Below are 20,215 nucleotides of genomic sequence, written 5' to 3' on the forward strand. Positions count from 1 at the left end.
CTTGGGGTGCCCCCGCTGGTTACCCACCACCTATAGTGCCACGTCGGCGCGGCGATGCAAGACGGTAAATGACAGATTAGGGACTCGGTTCGTCGATATTTTGATTCAGTTCGTCGCGCGGAGCGGGCCGGCCGCAGGCAAAAGATCAGCCTTTCTGCGGCCCCGCGCCCGATCAGTGTCCGGAGCGCGGTGCGGCTGAATTTTTTCGGGTCGATACAGACCCTTCGCCGGCACCTCTTGGCCGACACACCATATATTGGGGCAAGCCCGGCCGGGGACGCAAGAGCGGTTAACCAAGCCGCGGACAAAAAGCGGCAGGCGGGCAAAGAAAAAGGGCCCCGGCGATGCCGGAGCCCTTTGTCTAACCCTGGGGGCCGTTAGGCCTGACCGCCACCGTTACCGGAGCCGGCGCCGCCCAGAAATTTCCAAAACCAACCCATTTGAAATCTCCTGTAGGCACTGCCAAATCCACGGCAGTTAACGCGCCGTATACCTTAAAAAACAAGGTAAAGCGAGTCTTAACCTTAACAAATGGTTCCAAAATGGCAGTTATGCGGTGCGGCTGTGGGGAGCGGTCGAGAGGTTGGCCGAAAGCTCGGAAAATAGCTGCGGCTTTCCAAGATGATATCCTTGTCCGACGTCGCATCCGAGCCCTTCGAGCAGGGTCATGGTCTCGCGATCCTCGATGCCTTCGGCGACGGCGATGGCACCAAGACGGTGCGCGAGATCGATCGTCGATTTGACGACTTCGAAGTTGCGCTGCGAATCGCGCATCGTCATCACGAAGCGCTTGTCGATCTTGATCTCGTCGGCCTCGATCTCGGTCAGATATTCGAGGTTCGACTGGCCGGTGCCATAATCGTCGATCGACAGACGGATGCCCGAGCGGCGAAGCTGGGCGAGGGTCTGGCGCGCTTGGCGGCTGTTTTCGATCTGCGCGGTCTCGGTGATCTCGATCGTCAGCCATTCGGGCGACAGATGATGCGCGGTGAGCATGACGCGGATCGTGCCGACGAGGTCGCTGTGGTCGAGTAGCGTCGCCGACAGGTTGACCGACATGTGGATCTTGAAACCGCGCGCGTGTAGCTGTGCCGTCGAGCGGATCGCCTGATCCATGACGAACAGGGTGAGGCGGTAGATGTCCTGGCTCTTTTCGGCCTGAACGATGAACTCGTCGGGCGGGATCGGTCCGCGCGTCGGGTGCGTCCAGCGCGCGAGCGCCTCGACCCCGACGAGCTTGCCCGAGGCGATTTCATATTGCGGCTGGAAGGCGACCCAGATGTCGCCGCCGGTGAAGCGCGTCCTCGAGTTGCGAGTGGAAGCTGAGCTGCCAGCCCGCGTCTTCCTTCTGGCGCGGCGAATATTTGGTCCACAAGGCGCGGCTGCGCACCGATTTTTCGGCGGCGACGAGCGCCGCGGCAAGCCGCTGGGCGTTCGATCCCTCGAACTCGTCGTTGACCCCGAAGGCGATCGCGACGTCGACGCGCAGTTCGCCGATCGTCAGCGGCGCGTTGAACAACGCCGCGAGCCCGGCGAGATGCCCCTCGATCTGGCTGTGCTGATAATAGGGCACCAGCCAGGCGAAGGTGCCGTCGAGATCGTGGTGGAGCTGCGTGCCGTGGCAGGCCAGCGTCAGGCGGCGTGCGACCTGGTCGACCATCTGCTGGCTGCCCTCGCCGGGGAGGAAGGCGGCGAGATCCTCGAAATTGACGAGCTTCGCGGCGATGATCGTTGCGCTGCCGAACGGCTGCTGGGTGCGCAGCGCCTCGAAATTGGGCAGGCCCGATACGGGGTTTTCGCGCTGGGCCGAGAAATGGCGGCGCTTGCGCGAGACGTTGGCGCCGAGCGCGGCGATGAAAAAGGCCGCCGCGCCTATCTCGACCGAGACCAGCGACACGGTCAGGAAGATTTTCGCGGCCGCGGTTATGCCGATCACGCCGAAGGCGGCGCGGCTGTACCAGCGGCCGCGATCGAACATCAGGGCGGCGAGCAGGATGATGGCGGCCGCGAGCAGCGGCGGGAGCCAGCCGATATCGACCGGCATCCCGCGCTTGAGCGTCTCGCCCGCGATCAGGTGGATATAGGCGCCGGGAATCTTGTTGTGACCCGGCAGATAATGCTGGTCGGGCGACGCCGTCGAGGCGGGCGCGAAAATGACATCCTTGCCGTGCAATTGCGCGGCCCCGACCTTGCCCGAGATGACGTCGATCGCGCTGTAGCGGGTCACTGTTTCGGTGTCGTAGGAATAATCGATGGCGAATTGCCGGGGCTGTTCGCGGGGGTGGCCCGCCATGACGGCGGCGAAGCTGGGCAGCACCCGGCCGTCGGCGCGCACCGCCATCGGCACCTTCCAGACCTGCCAGAACCCATATTCCCAGCCGATGAACGCTTTCTGCGCGCGGTTACCGAGGCGGGCGTCGGGCCAGACCGCGCCCTCGGCTTCGGTGCCGCCGAAATTTGCCGACGGAACGGCGAGTATGATGCGGTCGTCCATGGCCTTCACTGCGGCCGCCATTTCGCCGAAGGCCGGATCCCTGACCCGGCGTTCGTAGGAAAAGTCGACGAACAGGCGGTGGACGCCCGCCTTGTCGATGGCGCGGATCAACTGGGCGTGGTTGGCGGCGGTGAAATCCTGATCGTCGACCGCCGCGAGCGTCTTGTCGTCGACCGCGACCACGACGGTCTCGCCGGAAACCGGCCGCCAGGCGATGCTGCCGAGGGCGCTTTCGACGACACGATCGATCGGCAGCGCCACGCCGGTAACACCGACGATGACGCTGAGCAGCAACGACAGCCCGAAGGTTCGCCAGCTGACGATCATCTTGTTGCCCAGCTTGAACACGCACGTCTCCAGCGATTACCGGACGTGCCTAGTCGGCGATGGTTATCATCGCGTTAATCATGAACGAAACATTGCGGCGAGCGGGGCGGTCAGGGGTGAAGATAATGCCGGAATGACGGGTTTCGGCCGCTTTATGCCCTGCCTATCTTCGTCACCCCGGACTTGATCCGGGGTCCATGACTTCGGCGCCGCCGTGGATCCCGGATCAAGTCCGGGATGACGAGGGTGGATGGGGCAATGCCCGCTCTCCACCCCAAAAACGACCGTCCATCCGCCTTGGTGTATTATCTTGATAAAACCCCTTGCCAAGCATGCGCTACAAATGTAGCACGCTACAAATGTAGCGCATGAGGTGATTCGCATGTTGTCCAGTTTGCCGCCGCGGGAACGCGAGATTGTCGATGTCCTGTACGAGCGCGGTGCATCGACGGTGACCGAGATCGGCGAGGCGCTGTCCGACGCGCTGTCGGGTTCGGCGATCCGCGCGATGCTGAAACGGCTCGAGGCCAAAGGCTTCGTGGCGCGCGAACAGTCGGAACGCGGTTTCGTCTATGCGCCGAGCGTATCGGACAAGACGGCGCGCAAATCGGCGCTGAGTCAGGTGGTGCGGGTCTTCTTCAACGGATCGGCGACCAGCGCCGCGGCGGCGCTGCTCGGCATGCAGGACGAGATGAGCGCGTCGGAACTCGACGAACTGGAAAAGCTGATTGCGGGCGCGCGCGAAGGGAGGGCAAAGTGATGATCACCGCAGCAACCCTGATCGGACTCGCATGGAAATCGGCGCTCGTCGCCGGATTGACGCTGTTGCTGCTGCGCCTCGTGCGCTCGCGCTCGGCGGGCGAGCGTTCGCTGATCGCGCACGCCGGGCTTGCCGCGTTGCTCGCGCTGCCGCTGGCGACGCTGCTGCTGCCGCAGTGGCAGCCGCTTCCCGCGGATTGGGCGATCGCCGAGCCGGCGCCCGCCGCTGCCGCCACAAAGATAACGGGGGGATCGGCGGTCGATCCGGCCTCCTCCGCCACGGCTTCAGTCCCTGTCGTGGCGGATTCGTCCGGATCGCCGCCGATCATGTCGCCGTTCGCATGGCCCTCGTTCGCCGATCTCGCGCCCTGGGTCTATGCCCTGCCGCTTGCGCTGCTCGCCGGGCTGATGGGAATCGCGGTGCTGCGCCTGTTCGCGATGCGCGGCCGCGCCGACGTGCTCGTCGAATCCTCGTGGCTCTCGGCGCTTGCCGAGGCGCAGCGGCGGATGGGGTTCAAACATGGGACCGCATTGCTGGTGAGCGATGAGCTGCGTTCGCCGATCAGCTGGGGCGTGCTGCGCCCGACGATCGTGCTGAGCCCGAAGGCGGTGGCGGCGGTCGGCGAGGCCGAGGCGATCATCGCGCACGAACTTGCGCATGTCGCCCGGCTCGACTGGGCAAAGCTGCTCGCCGCGCGGCTGGCCTGCGCGCTCTTCTGGTTCAACCCGCTGGTGTGGATGCTGGCGCGCGAGAGCCATCAGCTCCGCGAGGAAGCGGCCGACGACGCCGTGCTGATGGCCGACATCGACGGTCCCGATTATGCGACGCTGCTGGTCGGCGCGGCGCGGCACGACAACAAGGCGACGCTGATCGCGGCGCACGGCGTCGCCCCGGCCAAGGGCAGCCTGAAGCGCCGGATCACGCGGGTGCTCGACGGCAGCCTGAAACGCGGTCCGGCAAGCGCGGGCTGGATCTTGATGAGCCTGGTCGTGCTGGCGGGGATCACCGCGCCGCTCGCCGCCTTTTCGGCGACGGCGGAAACGAAGGTGGCGGACGAAACCCATGCCATGGCCTTCGTCGCGCAGCAGTCGGCGATACGGTCGATGCAGTCGGCCATGACGGCGAAAGACCTGACCGACGTGGAAACGAGGGACGTGGATACGGGGGCCGCTCCCGCCGCAGAGCCGCTCCGCGCCGACGATCTGGTCGGCATGCGCGCAGTCGGCGTCACCCCCGAATATGTCGCGAAGCTGCGCGAGCATGGCGGGTCGATGGACCCCGACGACATCATCGCCGCGAAGGCGACCGGGGTCGATCCCGCCTATATCGGATCGATGCGCGCGATCCTTCCGGGCGCCGATTTCGGCGATCTGGTCGGGGCGAAGCAGGTGGGTATCGACGCTGCCTTTGCCCGCGACATGAAAGAGCATTTCCCCGGGGTCGATCTCGACGACCTGATCGCGCTCAAGGCGATGGGGGTCGATTGCGACTTCGTGACCGACATGCGCAAGGCCGGCGTCCGGCTGCGCGATCCCGACGACGCGATCGAACTGCGCGCGACGGGCATGCATCCGCGGGGCAGGGGCGCGAAACGGAGCATCGTGTCGAAGGACGGCGCCACCGTCCGCTTCGGCCCCGGCCCGGTGATCGAGGCGCGCAGCGCCGACGGCCGCGTCGCGCGGATCGAAGTCCCCGAAGCACCGGCCGCGACGCGTCCGCCGATGCCACCCGCGCCGCCGGGCACCTGACGCCCGGACATTCGTCCAAACCCGACATCCGTTGATCGAAGCCCTGTTTTGAAAAGCCGCTGCGGCGGCGAGCGATGACGCTCGCGCGGCGCACGGAGGGAGGAGTGCACCCATGAAAGTCCCATATCTTGCCGTCGGCGCCGCGCTGCTGTCGGTTCTCGCCTGCTCGGTTCCGAGCACCGCCGCCGACCCGCTCGTCCTGAACGACATCGAATGGAAAGCGGCGCCCGCAAAGGGCAAGGGCGAGCCGCATCTGCAGGTCAGCCGCCGGAAATCGAACAGCAGCGTGTCGATCGACGGATCGCGCCGCGAACTCGCGGGCACCGAGGCGGCGCTGCGCGGCGCGGCCGGGCCGGTGTCCTTCACGATCGTCCATGCGGCGGGCACGCTCGCCTGCACGGGGGTGCTGAAGGCGGCCCATGATGGCGCCGGCCGCTGTCGCTTTACCGCCGATCCGGGCTTCGAGCGCGACCTGGCGTCGCGCGGCCTCGCGCCCGAGGATCGCGACGACCTGCTCGCCATGTTGCTGGTCGATGCGACGATCGAACTGGCCGACGGACTGACCGCCGCGGGCGTGAAGCCGAAGGACGACGGCGACCTGATCGCCGCCGCGGCGCTCGATGTCACGCCGGCCTATGTTCGCGACCTGCAATCGGAGGCGATGACGCTCACCGCCATCGAGGATGCCATCGCGTGCAAGGCGCTCGATGTCGACGGCGCCTATGTGCGCGGGCTCGCGGCGGCCGGATACCGGAAACTCAGCGCCCATGATGTCGTCGGGATGAAGGCGCTCGGCGTCTCGCCCGAATATGCGCGGGCGATGAACCGCGCGGCGAGCGGGAGCGGCAAATGATGCGGATGGTCAGCCTGACCGCGATCACTGCGGCGCTTTGCGGTATGCCCGCAACCGCGCAGGAGGCGCCGGTCACCGGCGATACGCCGCCGCCGGCGCCGGTCGAAGCGCCCGCCGGCGGGGTCAGCCGCGCGGCGCGGCAGATTTATACGCCCGCCGACTTCGCGCGCTACGCCCCGAAGAACGCCTATGACATGCTGAAGCAGGTTCCGGGTTTCGCGATCCGCGACAATGAGGATCTGCGCGGGCTGGGGATCGCGACGGGCAATGTGCTGTTCAACGGCAAGCGGCCGTCGAACAAGGGCGACGACATGTACACCCAATTGTCGCGCATCCCCGGCGGCAATGTCGAGCGGATCGAGATCGTCGACGGCGCGACGCTCGATATTCCCGGACTGTCGGGGCAGGTCGCCAACATCGTCTATCGCGCCGACAGCTTTTCGGGGCAGTTTTCGTGGAAGCCCGAATTTCGCGCCCACTATACCGACCCGCTGTTCACGCGCGGCGATATTTCGGTGCGCGGGCGGACGGGCGCGATCGAATATGAGGTGGCGCTCAACAACGACGACAGCGCGCGCAGCGGCGCCGGCGGGCCGACGCTGATCTATGACGGCGCGGGCAATATCATCGAAGAGCGCTCGGACATCTGGAACACCCATTATGACACGCCGAAGCTGTCGGCGCGTGTGACGTGGGACGGGCCGGGCGGCAGCGTCGCCAACCTCGGCGGCCATTACCAGCGTAAGTACGACCGCTATTATGAGGACGGGCTGCGCGTCTCGCCGGGGCAGCCCGACCGGTTGCGTAGCGTACGCGACAAGGCCGATAGCTGGAATTACGAGCTGTCGGGGGATTACCAGTTCGGCTTCGGGCCGGGGAAGCTCAAGCTGATCGGGCTCCGGCGCTTCAGCCACGAGCCCTATGCGCAGGAAATCATCACCACGCCCGTCGACGGGTCGACGCCGACCGGCGACCGCTTCGCGCAGGTCGGCGACCTTGGCGAAACGATCGCGCGCGCCGAATATCAGTGGAAGATGTTCGGCGGCGACTGGCAATTGTCGGGCGAAGCGGCGTTCAACACGCTCGACAATGTCGCGTCGATTGCGGTGCTGAACCCGTCGGGTGTCTTTGTCGACCAGCCCTTCCCGGGCGGCATCGGCGGGGTCAGCGAAGACCGGTACGAAGGATTGCTAAGCTTCGGGCGCAAGCTGACCGACACATTGTCGTTCCAGCTCGTCGCCGGCGCCGAACATTCGACGATCACCCAAACCGGCATCGACGGCCAGACGCGCAGCTTTTTCCGGCCCAAGGGATCGGTGACGCTGGCGTGGGTGCCGTCGGCGGATTTCGACGTGTCGGTGAAGCTGCGGCGGCGCGTGCTGCAACTGTCTTTCTACGACTTCCTGGCGCGCGCCTTCCTCAACGACGACAACCAGAATGAGGTCAACAACGACCTGCGGCCGCAGCAGGACTGGACCATCGAGGCTGAGGCGAACAAGAAGCTGGGGGCCTGGGGGTCGACCAAGCTCAACTTCATCTATCGCGATGTCGAGGACCGTGTCGATGTGATCCCGGTCGGCACCGACGGCGAGGCGGTCGGCAATATCGACAAATCGCGCGCCTGGGCGATCGACTGGACGTCGACGATCAACCTCGATCCCGCGGGGCTGAAGGGCGTCAAGCTCGACACGCGCCTGTTGTACCAGAAATCGTCGGTGCGCGATCCCTTCACGGGGGAGAAACGATCCTATTCGGGCTGGACCGACACGGTAGCCGAAATCAACCTGCGGCACGACATCGCGGGGACCGACTGGGCGTGGGGTGCGGGGGGCGAATATGGCCATTACCAGCCCAATTATCGCCGCAACCAGTCGGACAAGGTCTGGGAAGGCCCGGTCTTTGCCAATGTCTTCGTCGAGCACAAGAATGTGATGGGGCTGACCGTCCGCGCGACGATCGCCAATGCGCTGAATGCCCGGTCGAAACGCGATCGCACCGTCTATACCGGCGTGCGCGGCGACAGCCCGATCGACTTCGTCGAAAAGCGCAACCGGCTGATCGGGCCGATCTTCGCCTTTTCGGTGCGCGGCAAGTTTTAGGGCGCTATGGCGGTTCGATGACGGGCCGCCGGACCAAAATCTATTTCGACGGCGGCTGCCGCCCCAATCCGGGGACGATGGAGATCGCCGTCGTCACCGGGGGCGTCGCCGAGATCCATCGCGACGCCGGGCAGGGCAGCAGCATGGACGCCGAATGGCTGGCGCTGCTTGCGGCGCTGCGACTGGCGCGGAGGCAAGGGCTTGCCGACTTCGTGCTGCTCGGCGACGCGGCGGCGGTGGTCGCGCAGGCGAACGGCGCGGCGCGGGCGCCCGGCGCGATGGCAGCGCATCTGTCCGCCTTCCATGTGCTGGCCGGCGACGGTCCGGCTCCGCGTGTGCGGCACATCAAACGCACACAGAATCTGGCAGGCATCGCGCTTGCGCGAGGCCGATAGCGGCAGGGTCCGCACACCAGTTGTTAAGCGCCGGTCCGCTATCCCTGCAGCGACCAAATGGAAGACCGGCACGTTGAAGCAGACCCATCCCTTGCCCGTTCATCACAGCTGGCCGCTCTATGAGCGCGACCGCTTTTTCGAGCTTGGCCAGCTGCACGGGGTCGACACGCTGGACCCCGTTCCCGACCTCGTCGATATCGTGGTGCCCGTGCGGCCCGCACGGCTCGGCCGGTGGGAATGCGACCTGACCGACAATGACCGGCTGAACTGGTCGGACGAGGTCTATGACATCTTCGGCATAACCCGCCGCGCGGCGGTGACGCGCGAAGAGGCGGTCGCGCTTTATGGCGAAGGATCGCGCGCGGCGATGGAAAAGCTCCGCGCCTATGCGATCCGGTACCGGCGCGGCTTTACCATCGATGTCGAGATCAGGCCCGCACAGGCCGGGCCGCGGTGGATGCGATTGATCGCGGCGCCGGTGTGCGTCGACGATCGGGTCGTCAAGCTGCAGGGACTGAAATTCATCCTGCGCTAAATCGCGCCAAGCCGTGCCTGAACGGCGCCGGGTCGGGCGGCGCGCTCGACCGGACCTGAGAAAAGACCGGTCTGGACCGCCGGCGTTGACGCCTCCGGACCATCGTCACAATCCGAAGATCGCGGTCGTTGCGGGCATTTGTGCGCGCGCCCGATTCTTCCCCCATAGCCAAAAGGCGCCCGCCCCACATGAAATTCTTCAATCGGTTCGCATCGGCCGCCCACGACATGGCCATCGACCTGGGAACCGTGAACACCGTGGTTTATGCGCGTGACAAGGGAATTGTCCTCAATGAGCCGTCGGTCGTCGCGCTGGAGACGCGCGACGGCGTGCGGCGCGTCAAGGTGGTCGGCAACGAAGCCAAGCTGATGATGGGCAAGACGCCGAGCAATATCCAGGCGATCCGGCCGCTGCGCGACGGCGTGATCGCCGACATCGACGTCGCCGAACAGATGATCAAACACTTCATCGACAAGGCGAAGGGCGGATCGGGACCGCTGCGTCAGCGCAGCAACGTCGTCATCTGCGTGCCGTCGGGGTCGACGATGGTCGAGCGCCGCGCGATCCGCGATGCCGCGACCAACGCCGGCGCGGTGACGGTCCAGTTGATCGAGGAATCGCTGGCCGCCGCGATCGGTGCGGGACTTCAGGTCACCCAGCCGACGGGCGCGATGGTGGTCGATATCGGCGGGGGTACGACCGAGGTCGCGATCCTGTCGCTCGGCGGCATCGCCTACAGCAATTCGGCGCGCGTCGGCGGCGACAAGATGGACGACATGATTTCCTCCTACATCCGCCGCAAGCATAATCTGATGATCGGCGAAATGACCGCCGAGCGCGTCAAGCTGGCGATCGGCTGCGCGACCCCGCCCGAGGGCGACGGCATCGTGATGGGGGTCAAGGGCCGCGATCTGGTGACCGGCCGGCCGTCAGAGGTCCGGGTCTCCGAAGCCGAGGTCGCCGAAGCGCTGGCCGAACCCGTTGGGCAGATCGTCGCCGCGGTGCGCGCGGCGCTGGAGCAGACGCCGCCCGAACTGTCGGCCGACATCATCGATTACGGCATCACGCTGACCGGCGGCGGTGCGCTGCTCGGGCGGATGGATCAGGCGATTGCCCGCGCCACCGGGCTGCATGTGCAGGTTGCCGAGGACGCGCTGATCTGCGTCGCGATGGGGGCAGGGCTGGCGTTCGAGGATCGCGCCTATCACGGCGTGCTGCTCGCCGCCTGACCGGCGCCGCTATTTCCGCGACGCTGCGCTCGCGTCGCGGATCGCCTTGAACTCGCTGCCGGGCTTCCATTCGGGCCAGCGGACCGAACGGGCGAGTTCGTCGCCCATTTCGTAAAACAGTTCGATATCCTGCACCGCGCCATCGAGGTTCCAATCGCTGCCCCACGCGTCGCACGCCTGATGATAGCATTTGCCCGTATAGTCATCGACCCACTTCTGGCCGGCCGGCTTGCCGCCGTCGACGAGGTCCGAGGCGCCCGCGATGCCCATCATCAGGAGGACGGGGACGCCGCGCTTGGCAAGGCTGAAATGGTCGGCGCGGTAGAAGAGGCCGCGTTCGGGCAGGCTTTCGGGTGTTACTGTACGGCCCTGCGCCGCGGCGAAGCGCGCGAGATCGTCCTCGAGCGTGCCCTGTCCCTTGCCGACGAGGACGACGTCCTTCGCGCGCCCCGCGGTCTGCAGGATGTCGAGGCCGAAGTTCGCGACTGTCCTTTCGGCGGGAAAGAGCGGGGCTTGCGCATAAGCTTCGGAGCCGAGCAGCCCGCGTTCCTCGGCGGTCCAGAAAGCGAAGGCGACGGTGCGGTCGGGCGGCGGCGCGGCCTTGAACAGCCGGGCGATTTCGAACAGCCCGGCGACGCCAAGGGCATCGTCGTTGGCGCCGGCGCGATAGATGCGGCCCTGCGCGTCGGGGGCGCCTTCGCCATAGGCGTCCCAGTGAGCGCCATAGATCACCACCTCGTCGGGGCGCTTGGCGCCGGCTATCTTCGCGAGGACATTCTGGCTCTGCACGACCTCGTGCGTCACCGGGATTGCGGCGGTGAAGCCGGTGCCGAGATCGACGGGCCGGAAATCCTTGCGGCGCGCGGCGGTGCGCAGCTTTGCCAGATCCTGTCCGGCGGCGGTGAACAGCTTTGTCGCGGTTTCGCCCGAAATCCAGCCTTGCAGCGCGAGGCTGGTCAGCTTGTCGGGGGTGCGGACGATGTCGTAATTTTCGCCGCCGGGGCTTGTAACGACATTCCAGCCATATCCCGCGCCATCGGTGTCGTGGACGATCAGCGCCGCGATCGCGCCGCGGCGTGCCGCCTCCTCGAACTTGTAGGTCCAGCGGCCATAATAGGTCATCGTCCGGCCGCCGAACTTGCCGAATGCATCCTCGCCCTTGGTCGCGACGAAATCGGGATCGTTGACGAGGAAGACTGCGACCTTGCCCTTGAGATCCTGTCCCTTGAAATCGTCCCAGCCGCGTTCGGGGGCGCTGACCCCGTAGCCGACGAAGACGAGCGGGGCGTTCGCGACCGCCGCGCGGTCGTTCGGCTGGAGCGAGGAGAGGTAGATGTCGGTGCCTGCGGCGAGCGGGGTTGCGGCGCCCTTGCGGTCGAATTGCAACGTTTCCGCCTTGCCGAGGCGGGTGTGGAGCAGAGGCACGGGCTGGGTCCAGCCGCCGTCCACGCCTGCGGGTTCGAGGCCAAGCGCCTGCAGCCGCCCGATCAGGTAACCGATCGTTCGCTCCTCGCCCACCGTGCCCGGTGCGCGGCCCTGAAACTGGTCGGCGGCGAGGGTGCGGACGGTCTGGGCGAGATTGTCGGCGCTGATTGCCGGGGCGGGAGAGGTTTCCGCGACAGCCGGTGCGGCGATGGCGGCAAGAGAGAGCGCGGCGGAAAGGCGAAGGGACATCAAGAGGATTGGCTCCGGCTGGGGGGGAGCCGCGAGCCTAGCATGACGACGATTGGCGGCGCCACCGTCAAGTCGGATCAGCGCGGCGTCGCGGCGCCCTCCTTCGCGATCCGTTCGGCGAGGGCGCGGCGCGAGCGGTCGGCATAGGCCCGGCAGGCGCCCGGCCGGGCGCTGAAACGCGCGCCCTCGATGCCGGCATTGCCGGGGTGCGCGGCGATGAGGATGTCGCAGGCAAGCGCGTCCATCGTCCGGTAGCTTTGTGCGAAGCCGGCGACGATCGGCGCGCTGGCGGGTGCCGTGTAGCGATAACCGTCGGCCGATACGGGGTTGAGGCTGGACGCGAAGACGATCGTCCGGCAGCGTTTCGCTTCGCAGGTCTGCCAGCTCCAGCTCATGCTGCCCATCGTGTGGCCGGGGGTGGCATGCGCGGTGACGACGGTCTTGCCGAGACGGAGGGTTTCGCCGTCGGCCATGGTCCGCACCCGCGCGACGGGCGGAAAGCGCATGTCATAGGCAAGCTGGGGATCGTCGGCAGCGGGACCGCCCGACCGCAGCGCTTTGGCGCCGCGCACGCTTGCGACGACGCTTGCCCCGGTATCGCGGGCGAGCGCGGCGATGCCGCCGGCATGATCGGCATGGGGCTCGGTGCTCAGAATATATTTGACGTCTTCGGGCCGGAAGCCGAGTGTGCGGACATTGGCGAGGATCGCGGAGGCCGACTGGGGGAGGGCGCCGTCGACGAGGATAAGGCCGTCGCCGGTGTCGATAAGGGCGACGCTGAGTCCGCCGAAGCCGACAAGGTAGCTGTTACCGTAAAGCTTTTCGGGTGGACGGGGTTCGATCCATTCGGCGCTGTTCGAGGTGACAATCGGCCGGGTCAGCGGATCGTCGCCGGGCTCGAAACTGCCGCCTGCCGCTGCGACGAGCCAGGTTAACAGACCGATGGTTGCGATCATCTTCACTCTCCCTTCGCCATCGGGATGCCCGAGGGGCGGCGGTCGGACAAAGCATCAATTCTCGACAAAGCCATGAATTCATCTCATGATAGATCATGGACCGGGCCCAGCTACCGCTCAACGCGCTGCGCGCCTTCGAGGCGGCGGCGAGGCACCTGAACTTTACGCGCGCCGCGATCGAATTGTGCGTGACGCAGGGGGCGGTGAGCCATCAGGTCGCGCAACTCGAACAACGGCTCGGCACCCGGCTGTTCCACCGGCTGCCGCGCGGGCTGGCACTGACCGACGATGGGCAGGCGCTGGTGCCGGTGCTCGGCGAGGCCTTCGACCGCGTCGCGGCGACGCTGGAGCAATATGCCGGCGGACGGTTTCGCGAGGCGCTGAAGGTCGGGGTGGTCGGCACCTTCGCGATCGGATGGCTGTTGCCGCGCATGGACGCCTTTGCGCGCGCGCACCCGCACATCGACCTCAAGCTGTCGACGAACAACAATCGCGTCGACCTGGCGGGCGAAGCGCTCGACTATGCGATCCGCTTTGGCGACGGCGCCTGGCACGCGACCTGGGCCGAGCCTTTGGTCGAGGCAGCGATGGCGCCCGTTTGCGCGCCCGCGATGGCGGCGCGGCTGAAGGCGCCCGCCGACCTGGCGCGCGTGCCGCTGCTGCGATCGTACCGCGCCGACGAGTGGGCGCGCTGGTTCGCGGCAGCCGGGGTCGAGGCACCGCCGCCGCGCGGCGCGGTGTTCGACAGTTCGGCGCTGATGGCGGCGGCGGCGGCTGCCGGGATCGGCGCGGCGCTGGTCCCCGTTTCGATGTTTGCGCGCGAACTGGCCACCGAAACGCTGGTGCAGCCGTTCGCGGTCGCCATCGATGCCGGCCGTTACTGGCTGACGCGGCTGCAGTCGCGCGCCGAGAGCGAGGCGATGCAGAGCTTTCGCGGCTGGCTGGCCGTCGAGATCGCATGCGACCCTAGGCAGTCATGATGAGGTTCCGGCCGCCTTCCTTGGCCGCATAGAGCGTCTGGTCGGCGCGGCGCGTCGCCTCGGCAAGGTTGGCATAACCGCGGACCTGCGCGAGGCCGCACGAAAAGGTCACCCTCCGTCCTCCGACAGTGAAGGCGGCATTGCGGCGAATCACCGACTGCAGCCGGCCCAATATCTCGCGCGCCTGCCGCGGCGAGGTGCCGGGAAAGAGGACGATGAACTCTTCGCCGCCCCAGCGTGCCGCGATGTCGGAGCGGCGGAGCGAGGCCGAGAGATAATCGGCGAAGTCGGTCAGGAGCTGGTCGCCGCGATCGTGGCCGTGGTCGTCGTTCACCGCCTTGAAGTGATCGAGGTCGAGCATCGCGATCGTCGAATAGCTGTCGTCGGCGAGGATCGGTGCGACCGTGTCGAGGAAGCCGCGCCGGTTGCGCAGGCCGGTCAGCACGTCGCGCTCGGCCGCATCCTTGAGCTGCTCGATCCGCCGCGCGGTCTCGTTTGCTGCCTGCGCGACGCCGTGCAGCAATTGACCGACCAGATCCTCGCCGCCGACAGGGACCGGGCCGACGCGGCCGCCGCGCTGTACGGTCTGGAGCATGAGGGTTGCACGGCGGATCGGCATCAACAGCTCCGACACCGCGAAGATCGCGCCGATCGTGCCGAGCAGAGTCGCGGCGAGGAGGACGCCGAACAGCGATCCGTCCCATTCGCTGCGCCAGCTCAGCAGGACGATGCACCCGACGAGCGGCAAATGGACCGCGACGAAGCAGATCGCGAGAATGCGGCGTTCGTAATGCCGGGGGAAGAGGAACCGCGTGGCTTCGTAGAATCGCATAATATCTCCATGCACCGGCCCCCCTCGCGAGGCGAAGCCAGCCGAACAACGTTTCCCGAAGGTTAAGGGGCTAAGCATCTGCGGCGAGCCGTGATGCCACTGCCGACAAGCTGTTGAGAACAGGCCATTGATTCCGAAAGAACGGGCATGGACAGGGTGCGGGCTGGACAAGTGGGGAGGGGAAGCTAAGCCCTGCCCGACGGGCGGCGACGCCGTGCTGAGGAGGTACCCATGGATTTTTCGCGGTTGCAGGCATCGAGCAAGATCGGCGACGGCTGGGTCTATCCGCAGCCGCCATGCCTGAACTTCGGCTGGCTCGAGGTCGATATCGATCCCGCGCATCGCATCTATTGGGAGGAATATGGCAATCCGGCGGGCGAGCCGGTGATGTTCCTCCACGGCGGTCCCGGCGGAGCGTGCGCGCCCGCGATGGCGCGCTTCTTCGATCCGAAGCGCTATCGCGTCATCCTGTTCGACCAGCGCGGGTGCGGCAAGAGCGAGCCCAATGTCGCGTCGGCGGGGCCGGCGATCGCGCTGGCGAAGAACACGACCGCCGACCTGATCGGCGACATCGAGAAGCTGCGCGACCATCTGGAGATCAGCGGGCGCATGCACGTTTTCGGCGGGAGTTGGGGGAGTACGCTGGCGATGGCATATGGCATCGCGCATCCGGAGCATTGCGCCAGCCTGGTGCTGCGCGGGATCTTTCTGGGGGCGGCGGAGGATCTGGCGTATCTTTATCAGGGCAATGCCGCGACGTGGGAGCGCGACCCGTTCGCGATGACCGCGCCCGGCGCCTATATCAAATATCCGGGCGAGTGGCGCGCGCTGCTCGAAATCCTGACGCCCGACGAGCGGCGCGACGTGATGACATCGTACAAGGCGATTTTCGACATGGTGCCCGCGACCGCGGCCGAGAAGGAAAAGCAGCTCGCGGCGGCGCTGGCCTGGTCGCTGTGGGAAGGCCAGATTTCGAACATGATTCCCGAGGAAACCGATACCGGCAAATTCGGCGAGGCCGATTTCGCGCTCTGTTTTGCGCAGATCGAGGCGCATTATTTCGCCAACAAACTGTTCCTGCCGGCAGGGCATTTCTTCGACCATATCGCGACGCTCGCGTCGATCCCGGTGCATATCGTCCATGGCCGCTTCGACGAGGTCTGCCCGCTGACGCAGGCGTCGCGGCTGGCGGCGGCGCTTCGCGATGCGGGGCGCGAACCCGCGACCTTTGTGATGACCAACGCCGGGCATAGCGCGATGGAGCGCGAAAATGCGCTGGCGCTGACCGCGATCATGGACGGCCTGCCGGCGCTGGCGGCATGACGGGCGGCGCGAGCCGGATATAGGGGAAGACGACGTGGTTGCAGCGATCGAACCGTTTCACGCGATAGCCATCAGCCGGATGGCGCACGAACTGGCCGCAAAGGGGCGCTCGATCATCCATATGGAGTTCGGGCAGCCGTCGACCGGCGCCCCGGCGGCGGCGATTGCGCGCGCGCACGAGGTGCTCAATTCGGATGCGATGGGATATTGGGAAAGCATCCCGCTGAAGGACCGCATCGCGCGCCATTATGCCGAAGCATATGGCGTGCGCGTCGCGCGCGAACAGATCATCCTGACCTGCGGCGCCTCGCCGGCGCTGGTGCTGGCGCTGACCTCGCTGTTCGAACCCGGTGACCGTCTTGCCTTCGCGCGGCCCGGCTATGTCGCGTACCGCAACACGGCGAAGGCGCTGTACCTCGACGCACAGGAAATCGAGTGCGGCCCGGACGAACGCTTCCAGCTCAGCGCGGCGGCGATCGCGGCGCTCGTCCCCGCGCCCGCCGGGATCATCGTCGCCAGCCCCGCGAACCCGACGGGTACGATCATCGCCCGCGACGAGCTGGCGGCCATCGTCGACGTCTGCCGGAGGCGCGGCATTCGCATCGTTTCCGACGAGATATATCACGGGCTGAGCTACGCAGAGCCGGCCGCTTCGGTGCTCGAATGGGACAGCGAGGCGGTCGTCATCAACAGCTTTTCCAAATATTTCAGCATGGCGGGCTGGCGCCTCGGCTGGATCGTGGCGCCGGCCGGGCTGGTCGACACGGTGCGCGCCCGGATGGGCAGCCTGTTCCTGACCCCGCCCTCGCTGGCCCAGCACGCCGGGCTTGCGGCATTCGATTGCACGGACGAACTGGCGGGGCATGTCGAAACCTATGCGCGGAACCGCGCGATCATGCTGCGCGCCCTGCCCGCGATGGGGCTGCGCGAGATCGCCCCGCCCGACGGTGCTTTCTATGTCTATGCGAATGTCGCGCACCTGACCGGCGACAGCATGGCGTTCTGCAAGCAATTGCTGGCCGACACCGGCGTCGCCGCGGCGCCGGGGATCGATTTCGACCCGGTCGACGGCGGAAAATTCATCCGCTTCAGCTTTGCGGTGTCGACCCCGCTGGTCGAGGAAGCGATCGAGCGGATGGCGCCGTGGTTCGCGGCGCGGACGGAAGCGATGATGGCGGGTTGAGCGCCGCCGGCGCTCAGGCGCGCGATGCGCTTTTGTTCAGGATCACCTGTTCGATTCCGGCCAGCACGATCGCCAGCCCGTCGTCGAAGAGTTGCCGGTCGCTGCCCGACACCTGCGCCATGGCGGTCATTTCGTCGGCGACATCGGCACTGAAATAGTCGGTCAGCATGTCGCGCGTCTCTTCGAGCGAATATCTGCCGACCGGATTGGCGTGCGCGGATTCGCCCCGGCATACCGCCCAGTTGCTGACCACCATGTTCGCGCGCATCGCATCGGCGGTCGTCCAGCCCAGTTCGCCCAGCCGGGCGAAGGTCAGCCGCAGCAGCTGCAGGCCCACCCGCTTGGTGACGACATTGGTGTCGATGAACGACCCCGGCTGCTCGAGGCCGAGCCGGTAGAACCAGATTGCCACCTCGGTCAGCACGTCGCGCCAGCTTGCGGCCTGCATGATGTCCGGCAGGCCCATTTCCGCCACCGCGCGTTCGGTCAGCGCGTCGAGCAGCGCCTGACGCGCCGGAAAATAATAATAGACGGTCTTCACCGAGATGCCGAGCGCGTCGGCGAGCGCGGTGAGCTGCAGCTCGGCCGGCTCCCACCGCGCCGCCGCCTCGATAATCTCGTCGCGCGTCACCTTGGGCGGGCGGCCCATCCGCTTGGTCATCGTCGTGGTCATAGGTCCCTCTTATGCCCTCTTGACAGTTTTTGGAAGCTAGGAGAAAAGTACTTATTAGAAGTCGAGAGAAAAGTAGGATTCGGGATCGCGTGTCGCGCCGGATTTCGTGAGCAGAGGAAGAGAAAATGACCGATATGATCGCCGCCGCCGTCGAGAATCCCTTTGGCTGGATCGAAGACGACGCCGATGCTGCCGTGATCGAATGGCAGCGGCAGGCGAATGACAAGACGGTGGCGGAGCTGGCCGCTTCGCCCAACGCCGCGCGCGTTGCCGCCGCGGTCAACGCCACGTTCGAGGATTTGTTCGCCGCGACCGCGCCCGAGCGCTTCGGCGACACCTGGTTCCGCAAGGTCCAGATCGAAGGGCGCGCCAATCTGGTGCTGACGGTATCGTCCAGCCCGACCGGCGCAGGGCGCGTGCTGATCGACCCGAGCGACCATGGTCCCGCTGCGACGATCGCGATCTGTCATCCCTCGCACGACGGGAGGTTGCTGTTCGTCGGCATCAGCGAGGATCATGCGATCGCCTATCGCGTCCTGAATGTCGCGGACGGCAGTGTCGTGCGCGAATTTCCGTCAATCGCCGGCTATGCGCTGGGCGCCTGGGCGCACGACAACAGCGGCTTCTTTTATTCGGTCCTCGCCATGAAGACGCTCGCCGACGGTCAGGTCGCACCGCAATATGACGTCTGGTGGCAACCGCTGTCGGGCGAGGCCGAATTGCAGCCGACCGAACTCGACTTTCCCTTTGGCTGGCCGGTGGTGTCGGCCGATGGCCGCTGGGTCGCGGTGATGGCCAACCAGACCGCGCCGCGCCCGCGCTGGATCAAGCGTATCGACGGCGGCGAATGGACGCGCGTGCTGGCGGAGGACGCTGGCCCGGCGGGTTCGATGTACAAGGGCCGCTTCGTCGGCGACGAATTTTGGGCGATCACCGACGACAGGTCGGGCTGGTGCCGGCTGGTCGCCATCCCCGCCGACAGCTTCGACGACCCGTCGAGCTGGCGCGAGTTGATCGCCGCCCGCGACGAGATCAAGCTGGTCTCGCTCACCCTGTGCGGCGAGCATGTCGCGCTCACTACTATCGAGGGTGGGGTGATGCGGCTCAAGTCGCTCGACCGGCAGGGGCGCGATCGTGGCTATCTGCCGCTCCCCGGCGATGGGGCGTTCGGGCTGATGGGTTTCGGCTTCATCGCCGCAATCATGTCCGACGTCGTCGGCGCCGACGGCGACGGTTGCGTGTTCATTCACAGCAGCCTGACCTCCGGCTGCGGCGTCTATCGCGCCGATCTCGGCACGCTGACGGTCGCGGAGCTGGAACCGTCGGTACATCCGCTGAGCGATCGCGAGCTGGAATGCCTGAGCGCCACCGGCCCGAACGGCCCCGTCACCTATTGGGTGCTGCGCAAGCGGTCGACCCCGCTCGACGGCAGCGCGCCGACGATCGTCACCGGCTATGGCGGCTTCAACGCGCCGTGGATCCCGAGCTATTCGGCGATGGGCGCGGCGTGGACCGAACTGGGCGGGCTGTGGGTCCATACCCAGCTCCGCGGCGGCGGCGAGCGCGACACCCAATTCTGGAACGAAGGCCGGATGCACCGCAAACAGGGCACGTTCGACGATATGTTCGCAGTGATCGAGGATCTCCATGCGCGCGGTTTCGCGACGCCCGAACGCACCGGGGTGACCGGTTCGTCGAACGGCGGCCTGCTCACCTGCGCGGTATTTACCCAGCGTCCCGACCTGATCGGCGCGGCGGTCGCGCAGGTGCCGGTGTGCGATCTGGTCAACCTTGCCCGCGATCCGGTGCCGCTGAACATCGTGAAGGCGGATTATGGCGACCCGGCGATTGCCGAGGATGCGGCGGCGATGCGCGCCTATTCGCCCGTCCACCGGGTCCGCGCCGGCACCCCTTATCCCGCCCTGCTGTGCGACGCGGGCGCCGCCGACACCACCTGCCCGCCGTGGCATGCGCGCAAAATGGTCGCGGCGGTCGAAGCCGCAAACAGCTCCGACCGCCGTATCCGCCTGCGCGTGCGCGAAGGCACCGGCCACAATGCGATGACCCGCGAACTGTTCATCGAGCGCGACGTGGAGGAGTTGATCTTCCTTTACGACGAGCTGGCGTAAGCGGCGGGGATGAGGTAATAACCAT

17 protein-coding genes are annotated in these 20,215 nt (G+C 66.6%); 11 read left to right on the forward strand and 6 right to left on the reverse strand.

The genetic code is table 11. The annotated features are described in order from the left end of the window. Positions 1-549 precede the first annotated feature (549 nt). On the reverse strand, positions 550-1,362 hold the full coding sequence (locus tag V6U71_RS00915) for an EAL domain-containing protein (RefSeq protein WP_411342291.1): 813 nt from the start codon (positions 1,360-1,362) through the stop codon (positions 550-552). Continuing rightward, positions 1,253-2,842 (reverse strand): CHASE2 domain-containing protein, encoded by a 1,590-nt coding sequence (locus tag V6U71_RS00920; RefSeq protein WP_411340562.1) that lies wholly within the window; start codon positions 2,840-2,842, stop codon positions 1,253-1,255. The genes V6U71_RS00915 and V6U71_RS00920 overlap by 110 nt, the downstream gene beginning before the upstream one ends. A gap of 361 nt (positions 2,843-3,203) precedes the next feature. On the opposite strand from V6U71_RS00920, the gene V6U71_RS00925 reads away from it, so the two are divergent. The 7 genes from V6U71_RS00925 to V6U71_RS00955 all read left to right on the forward strand — a co-directional run bounded on the left by V6U71_RS00925 (position 3,204) and on the right by V6U71_RS00955 (position 10,440). After that, on the forward strand, positions 3,204-3,581 hold the full coding sequence (locus V6U71_RS00925; RefSeq protein ID WP_054724110.1) for a BlaI/MecI/CopY family transcriptional regulator: 378 nt from the start codon (positions 3,204-3,206) through the stop codon (positions 3,579-3,581). Then, positions 3,581-5,329 (forward strand): M56 family metallopeptidase, encoded by a 1,749-nt coding sequence (locus V6U71_RS00930; RefSeq protein WP_411340563.1) that lies wholly within the window; start codon positions 3,581-3,583, stop codon positions 5,327-5,329. The genes V6U71_RS00925 and V6U71_RS00930 overlap by 1 nt, the downstream gene beginning before the upstream one ends. Before the next feature lie 112 nt (positions 5,330-5,441). Continuing rightward, positions 5,442-6,182, forward strand: coding sequence for a hypothetical protein (locus V6U71_RS00935; RefSeq protein WP_411340564.1), 741 nt, complete (start codon positions 5,442-5,444; stop codon positions 6,180-6,182). Next, positions 6,179-8,281: a TonB-dependent receptor plug domain-containing protein gene (locus V6U71_RS00940; protein WP_411340565.1), complete on the forward strand. Its 2,103-nt coding sequence runs from the start codon at positions 6,179-6,181 to the stop codon at positions 8,279-8,281. The genes V6U71_RS00935 and V6U71_RS00940 overlap by 4 nt, the downstream gene beginning before the upstream one ends. 17 nt (positions 8,282-8,298) lie before the next feature. Then, on the forward strand, positions 8,299-8,676 hold the full coding sequence (locus V6U71_RS00945) for a reverse transcriptase-like protein (protein ID WP_411340566.1): 378 nt from the start codon (positions 8,299-8,301) through the stop codon (positions 8,674-8,676). A 73-nt stretch (positions 8,677-8,749) separates the two neighbouring features. Beyond that, positions 8,750-9,211, forward strand: a complete 462-nt coding sequence (locus tag V6U71_RS00950) for a hypothetical protein (RefSeq protein ID WP_411340567.1) — start codon at positions 8,750-8,752, stop codon at positions 9,209-9,211. 188 nt (positions 9,212-9,399) lie between these two features. After that, entirely contained in the window at positions 9,400-10,440 is a 1,041-nt protein-coding gene (locus tag V6U71_RS00955; RefSeq protein ID WP_411340568.1) for a rod shape-determining protein, read from the forward strand. Between the two features lie 9 nt (positions 10,441-10,449). Here the strand turns inward: V6U71_RS00955 and V6U71_RS00960 are convergent, their stop codons facing one another. Both V6U71_RS00960 and bla read right to left on the reverse strand, forming a co-directional pair. Next, positions 10,450-12,114 carry a M28 family metallopeptidase gene (locus tag V6U71_RS00960; RefSeq protein ID WP_411340569.1) on the reverse strand — a complete coding sequence of 555 codons (1,665 nt, stop codon included), beginning with the start codon at positions 12,112-12,114 and terminating at the stop codon, positions 10,450-10,452. Positions 12,115-12,191: 77 nt separating this feature from the next. After that, positions 12,192-13,070, reverse strand: a complete 879-nt coding sequence (gene bla, locus V6U71_RS00965) for a subclass B3 metallo-beta-lactamase (RefSeq protein ID WP_411340570.1) — start codon at positions 13,068-13,070, stop codon at positions 12,192-12,194. Positions 13,071-13,165: 95 nt separating this feature from the next. Here bla and V6U71_RS00970 point away from each other — a divergent pair, with 95 nt between their 5' ends. Next, positions 13,166-14,050, forward strand: a complete 885-nt coding sequence (locus V6U71_RS00970) for a LysR family transcriptional regulator (protein ID WP_411340571.1) — start codon at positions 13,166-13,168, stop codon at positions 14,048-14,050. Here V6U71_RS00970 and V6U71_RS00975 read toward each other — a convergent pair. Then, positions 14,037-14,882, reverse strand: a complete 846-nt coding sequence (locus V6U71_RS00975) for a GGDEF domain-containing protein (protein ID WP_411340572.1) — start codon at positions 14,880-14,882, stop codon at positions 14,037-14,039. The genes V6U71_RS00970 and V6U71_RS00975 overlap by 14 nt on opposite strands. 231 nt (positions 14,883-15,113) lie before the next feature. On the opposite strand from V6U71_RS00975, the gene pip reads away from it, so the two are divergent. After that, positions 15,114-16,205, forward strand: a complete 1,092-nt coding sequence (pip, locus tag V6U71_RS00980; RefSeq protein ID WP_411340573.1) for a prolyl aminopeptidase — start codon at positions 15,114-15,116, stop codon at positions 16,203-16,205. Between the two features lie 34 nt (positions 16,206-16,239). Next, positions 16,240-17,388, forward strand: coding sequence for an aminotransferase class I/II-fold pyridoxal phosphate-dependent enzyme (locus V6U71_RS00985; protein ID WP_411340574.1), 1,149 nt, complete (start codon positions 16,240-16,242; stop codon positions 17,386-17,388). Positions 17,389-17,401: 13 nt separating this feature from the next. Here the strand turns inward: V6U71_RS00985 and V6U71_RS00990 are convergent, their stop codons facing one another. Further along, on the reverse strand, positions 17,402-18,061 hold the full coding sequence (locus tag V6U71_RS00990) for a TetR/AcrR family transcriptional regulator (RefSeq protein WP_411340575.1): 660 nt from the start codon (positions 18,059-18,061) through the stop codon (positions 17,402-17,404). Positions 18,062-18,186: 125 nt separating this feature from the next. Here V6U71_RS00990 and V6U71_RS00995 point away from each other — a divergent pair, with 125 nt between their 5' ends. Continuing rightward, positions 18,187-20,190, forward strand: a complete 2,004-nt coding sequence (locus tag V6U71_RS00995) for a prolyl oligopeptidase family serine peptidase (protein WP_411340576.1) — start codon at positions 18,187-18,189, stop codon at positions 20,188-20,190. Positions 20,191-20,215 lie beyond the last annotated feature (25 nt).

This window comes from Sphingopyxis sp. J-6, assembly GCF_046603995.1.
GTDB lineage: Bacteria > Pseudomonadota > Alphaproteobacteria > Sphingomonadales > Sphingomonadaceae > Sphingopyxis.

What these genes read in the sequence shown, in the direction of transcription:
- V6U71_RS00995 (WP_411340576.1), top strand. Translation starts at nt 18,187, where the DNA reads ATGACCGATATGATCGCCGCCGCCGTCGAGAATCCCTTTGGCTGGATC.
- V6U71_RS00990 (WP_411340575.1), bottom strand. Translation starts at nt 18,061, where the DNA reads ATGACCACGACGATGACCAAGCGGATGGGCCGCCCGCCCAAGGTGACG.
- V6U71_RS00955 (WP_411340568.1), top strand. Translation starts at nt 9,400, where the DNA reads ATGAAATTCTTCAATCGGTTCGCATCGGCCGCCCACGACATGGCCATC.
- pip (WP_411340573.1), top strand. Translation starts at nt 15,114, where the DNA reads ATGGATTTTTCGCGGTTGCAGGCATCGAGCAAGATCGGCGACGGCTGG.
- V6U71_RS00970 (WP_411340571.1), top strand. Translation starts at nt 13,166, where the DNA reads ATGGACCGGGCCCAGCTACCGCTCAACGCGCTGCGCGCCTTCGAGGCG.
- V6U71_RS00975 (WP_411340572.1), bottom strand. Translation starts at nt 14,882, where the DNA reads ATGCGATTCTACGAAGCCACGCGGTTCCTCTTCCCCCGGCATTACGAA.
- V6U71_RS00960 (WP_411340569.1), bottom strand. Translation starts at nt 12,114, where the DNA reads ATGTCCCTTCGCCTTTCCGCCGCGCTCTCTCTTGCCGCCATCGCCGCA.
- V6U71_RS00925 (WP_054724110.1), top strand. Translation starts at nt 3,204, where the DNA reads ATGTTGTCCAGTTTGCCGCCGCGGGAACGCGAGATTGTCGATGTCCTG.
- V6U71_RS00930 (WP_411340563.1), top strand. Translation starts at nt 3,581, where the DNA reads ATGATCACCGCAGCAACCCTGATCGGACTCGCATGGAAATCGGCGCTC.
- bla (WP_411340570.1), bottom strand. Translation starts at nt 13,070, where the DNA reads ATGATCGCAACCATCGGTCTGTTAACCTGGCTCGTCGCAGCGGCAGGC.
- V6U71_RS00945 (WP_411340566.1), top strand. Translation starts at nt 8,299, where the DNA reads ATGACGGGCCGCCGGACCAAAATCTATTTCGACGGCGGCTGCCGCCCC.
- V6U71_RS00935 (WP_411340564.1), top strand. Translation starts at nt 5,442, where the DNA reads ATGAAAGTCCCATATCTTGCCGTCGGCGCCGCGCTGCTGTCGGTTCTC.
- V6U71_RS00940 (WP_411340565.1), top strand. Translation starts at nt 6,179, where the DNA reads ATGATGCGGATGGTCAGCCTGACCGCGATCACTGCGGCGCTTTGCGGT.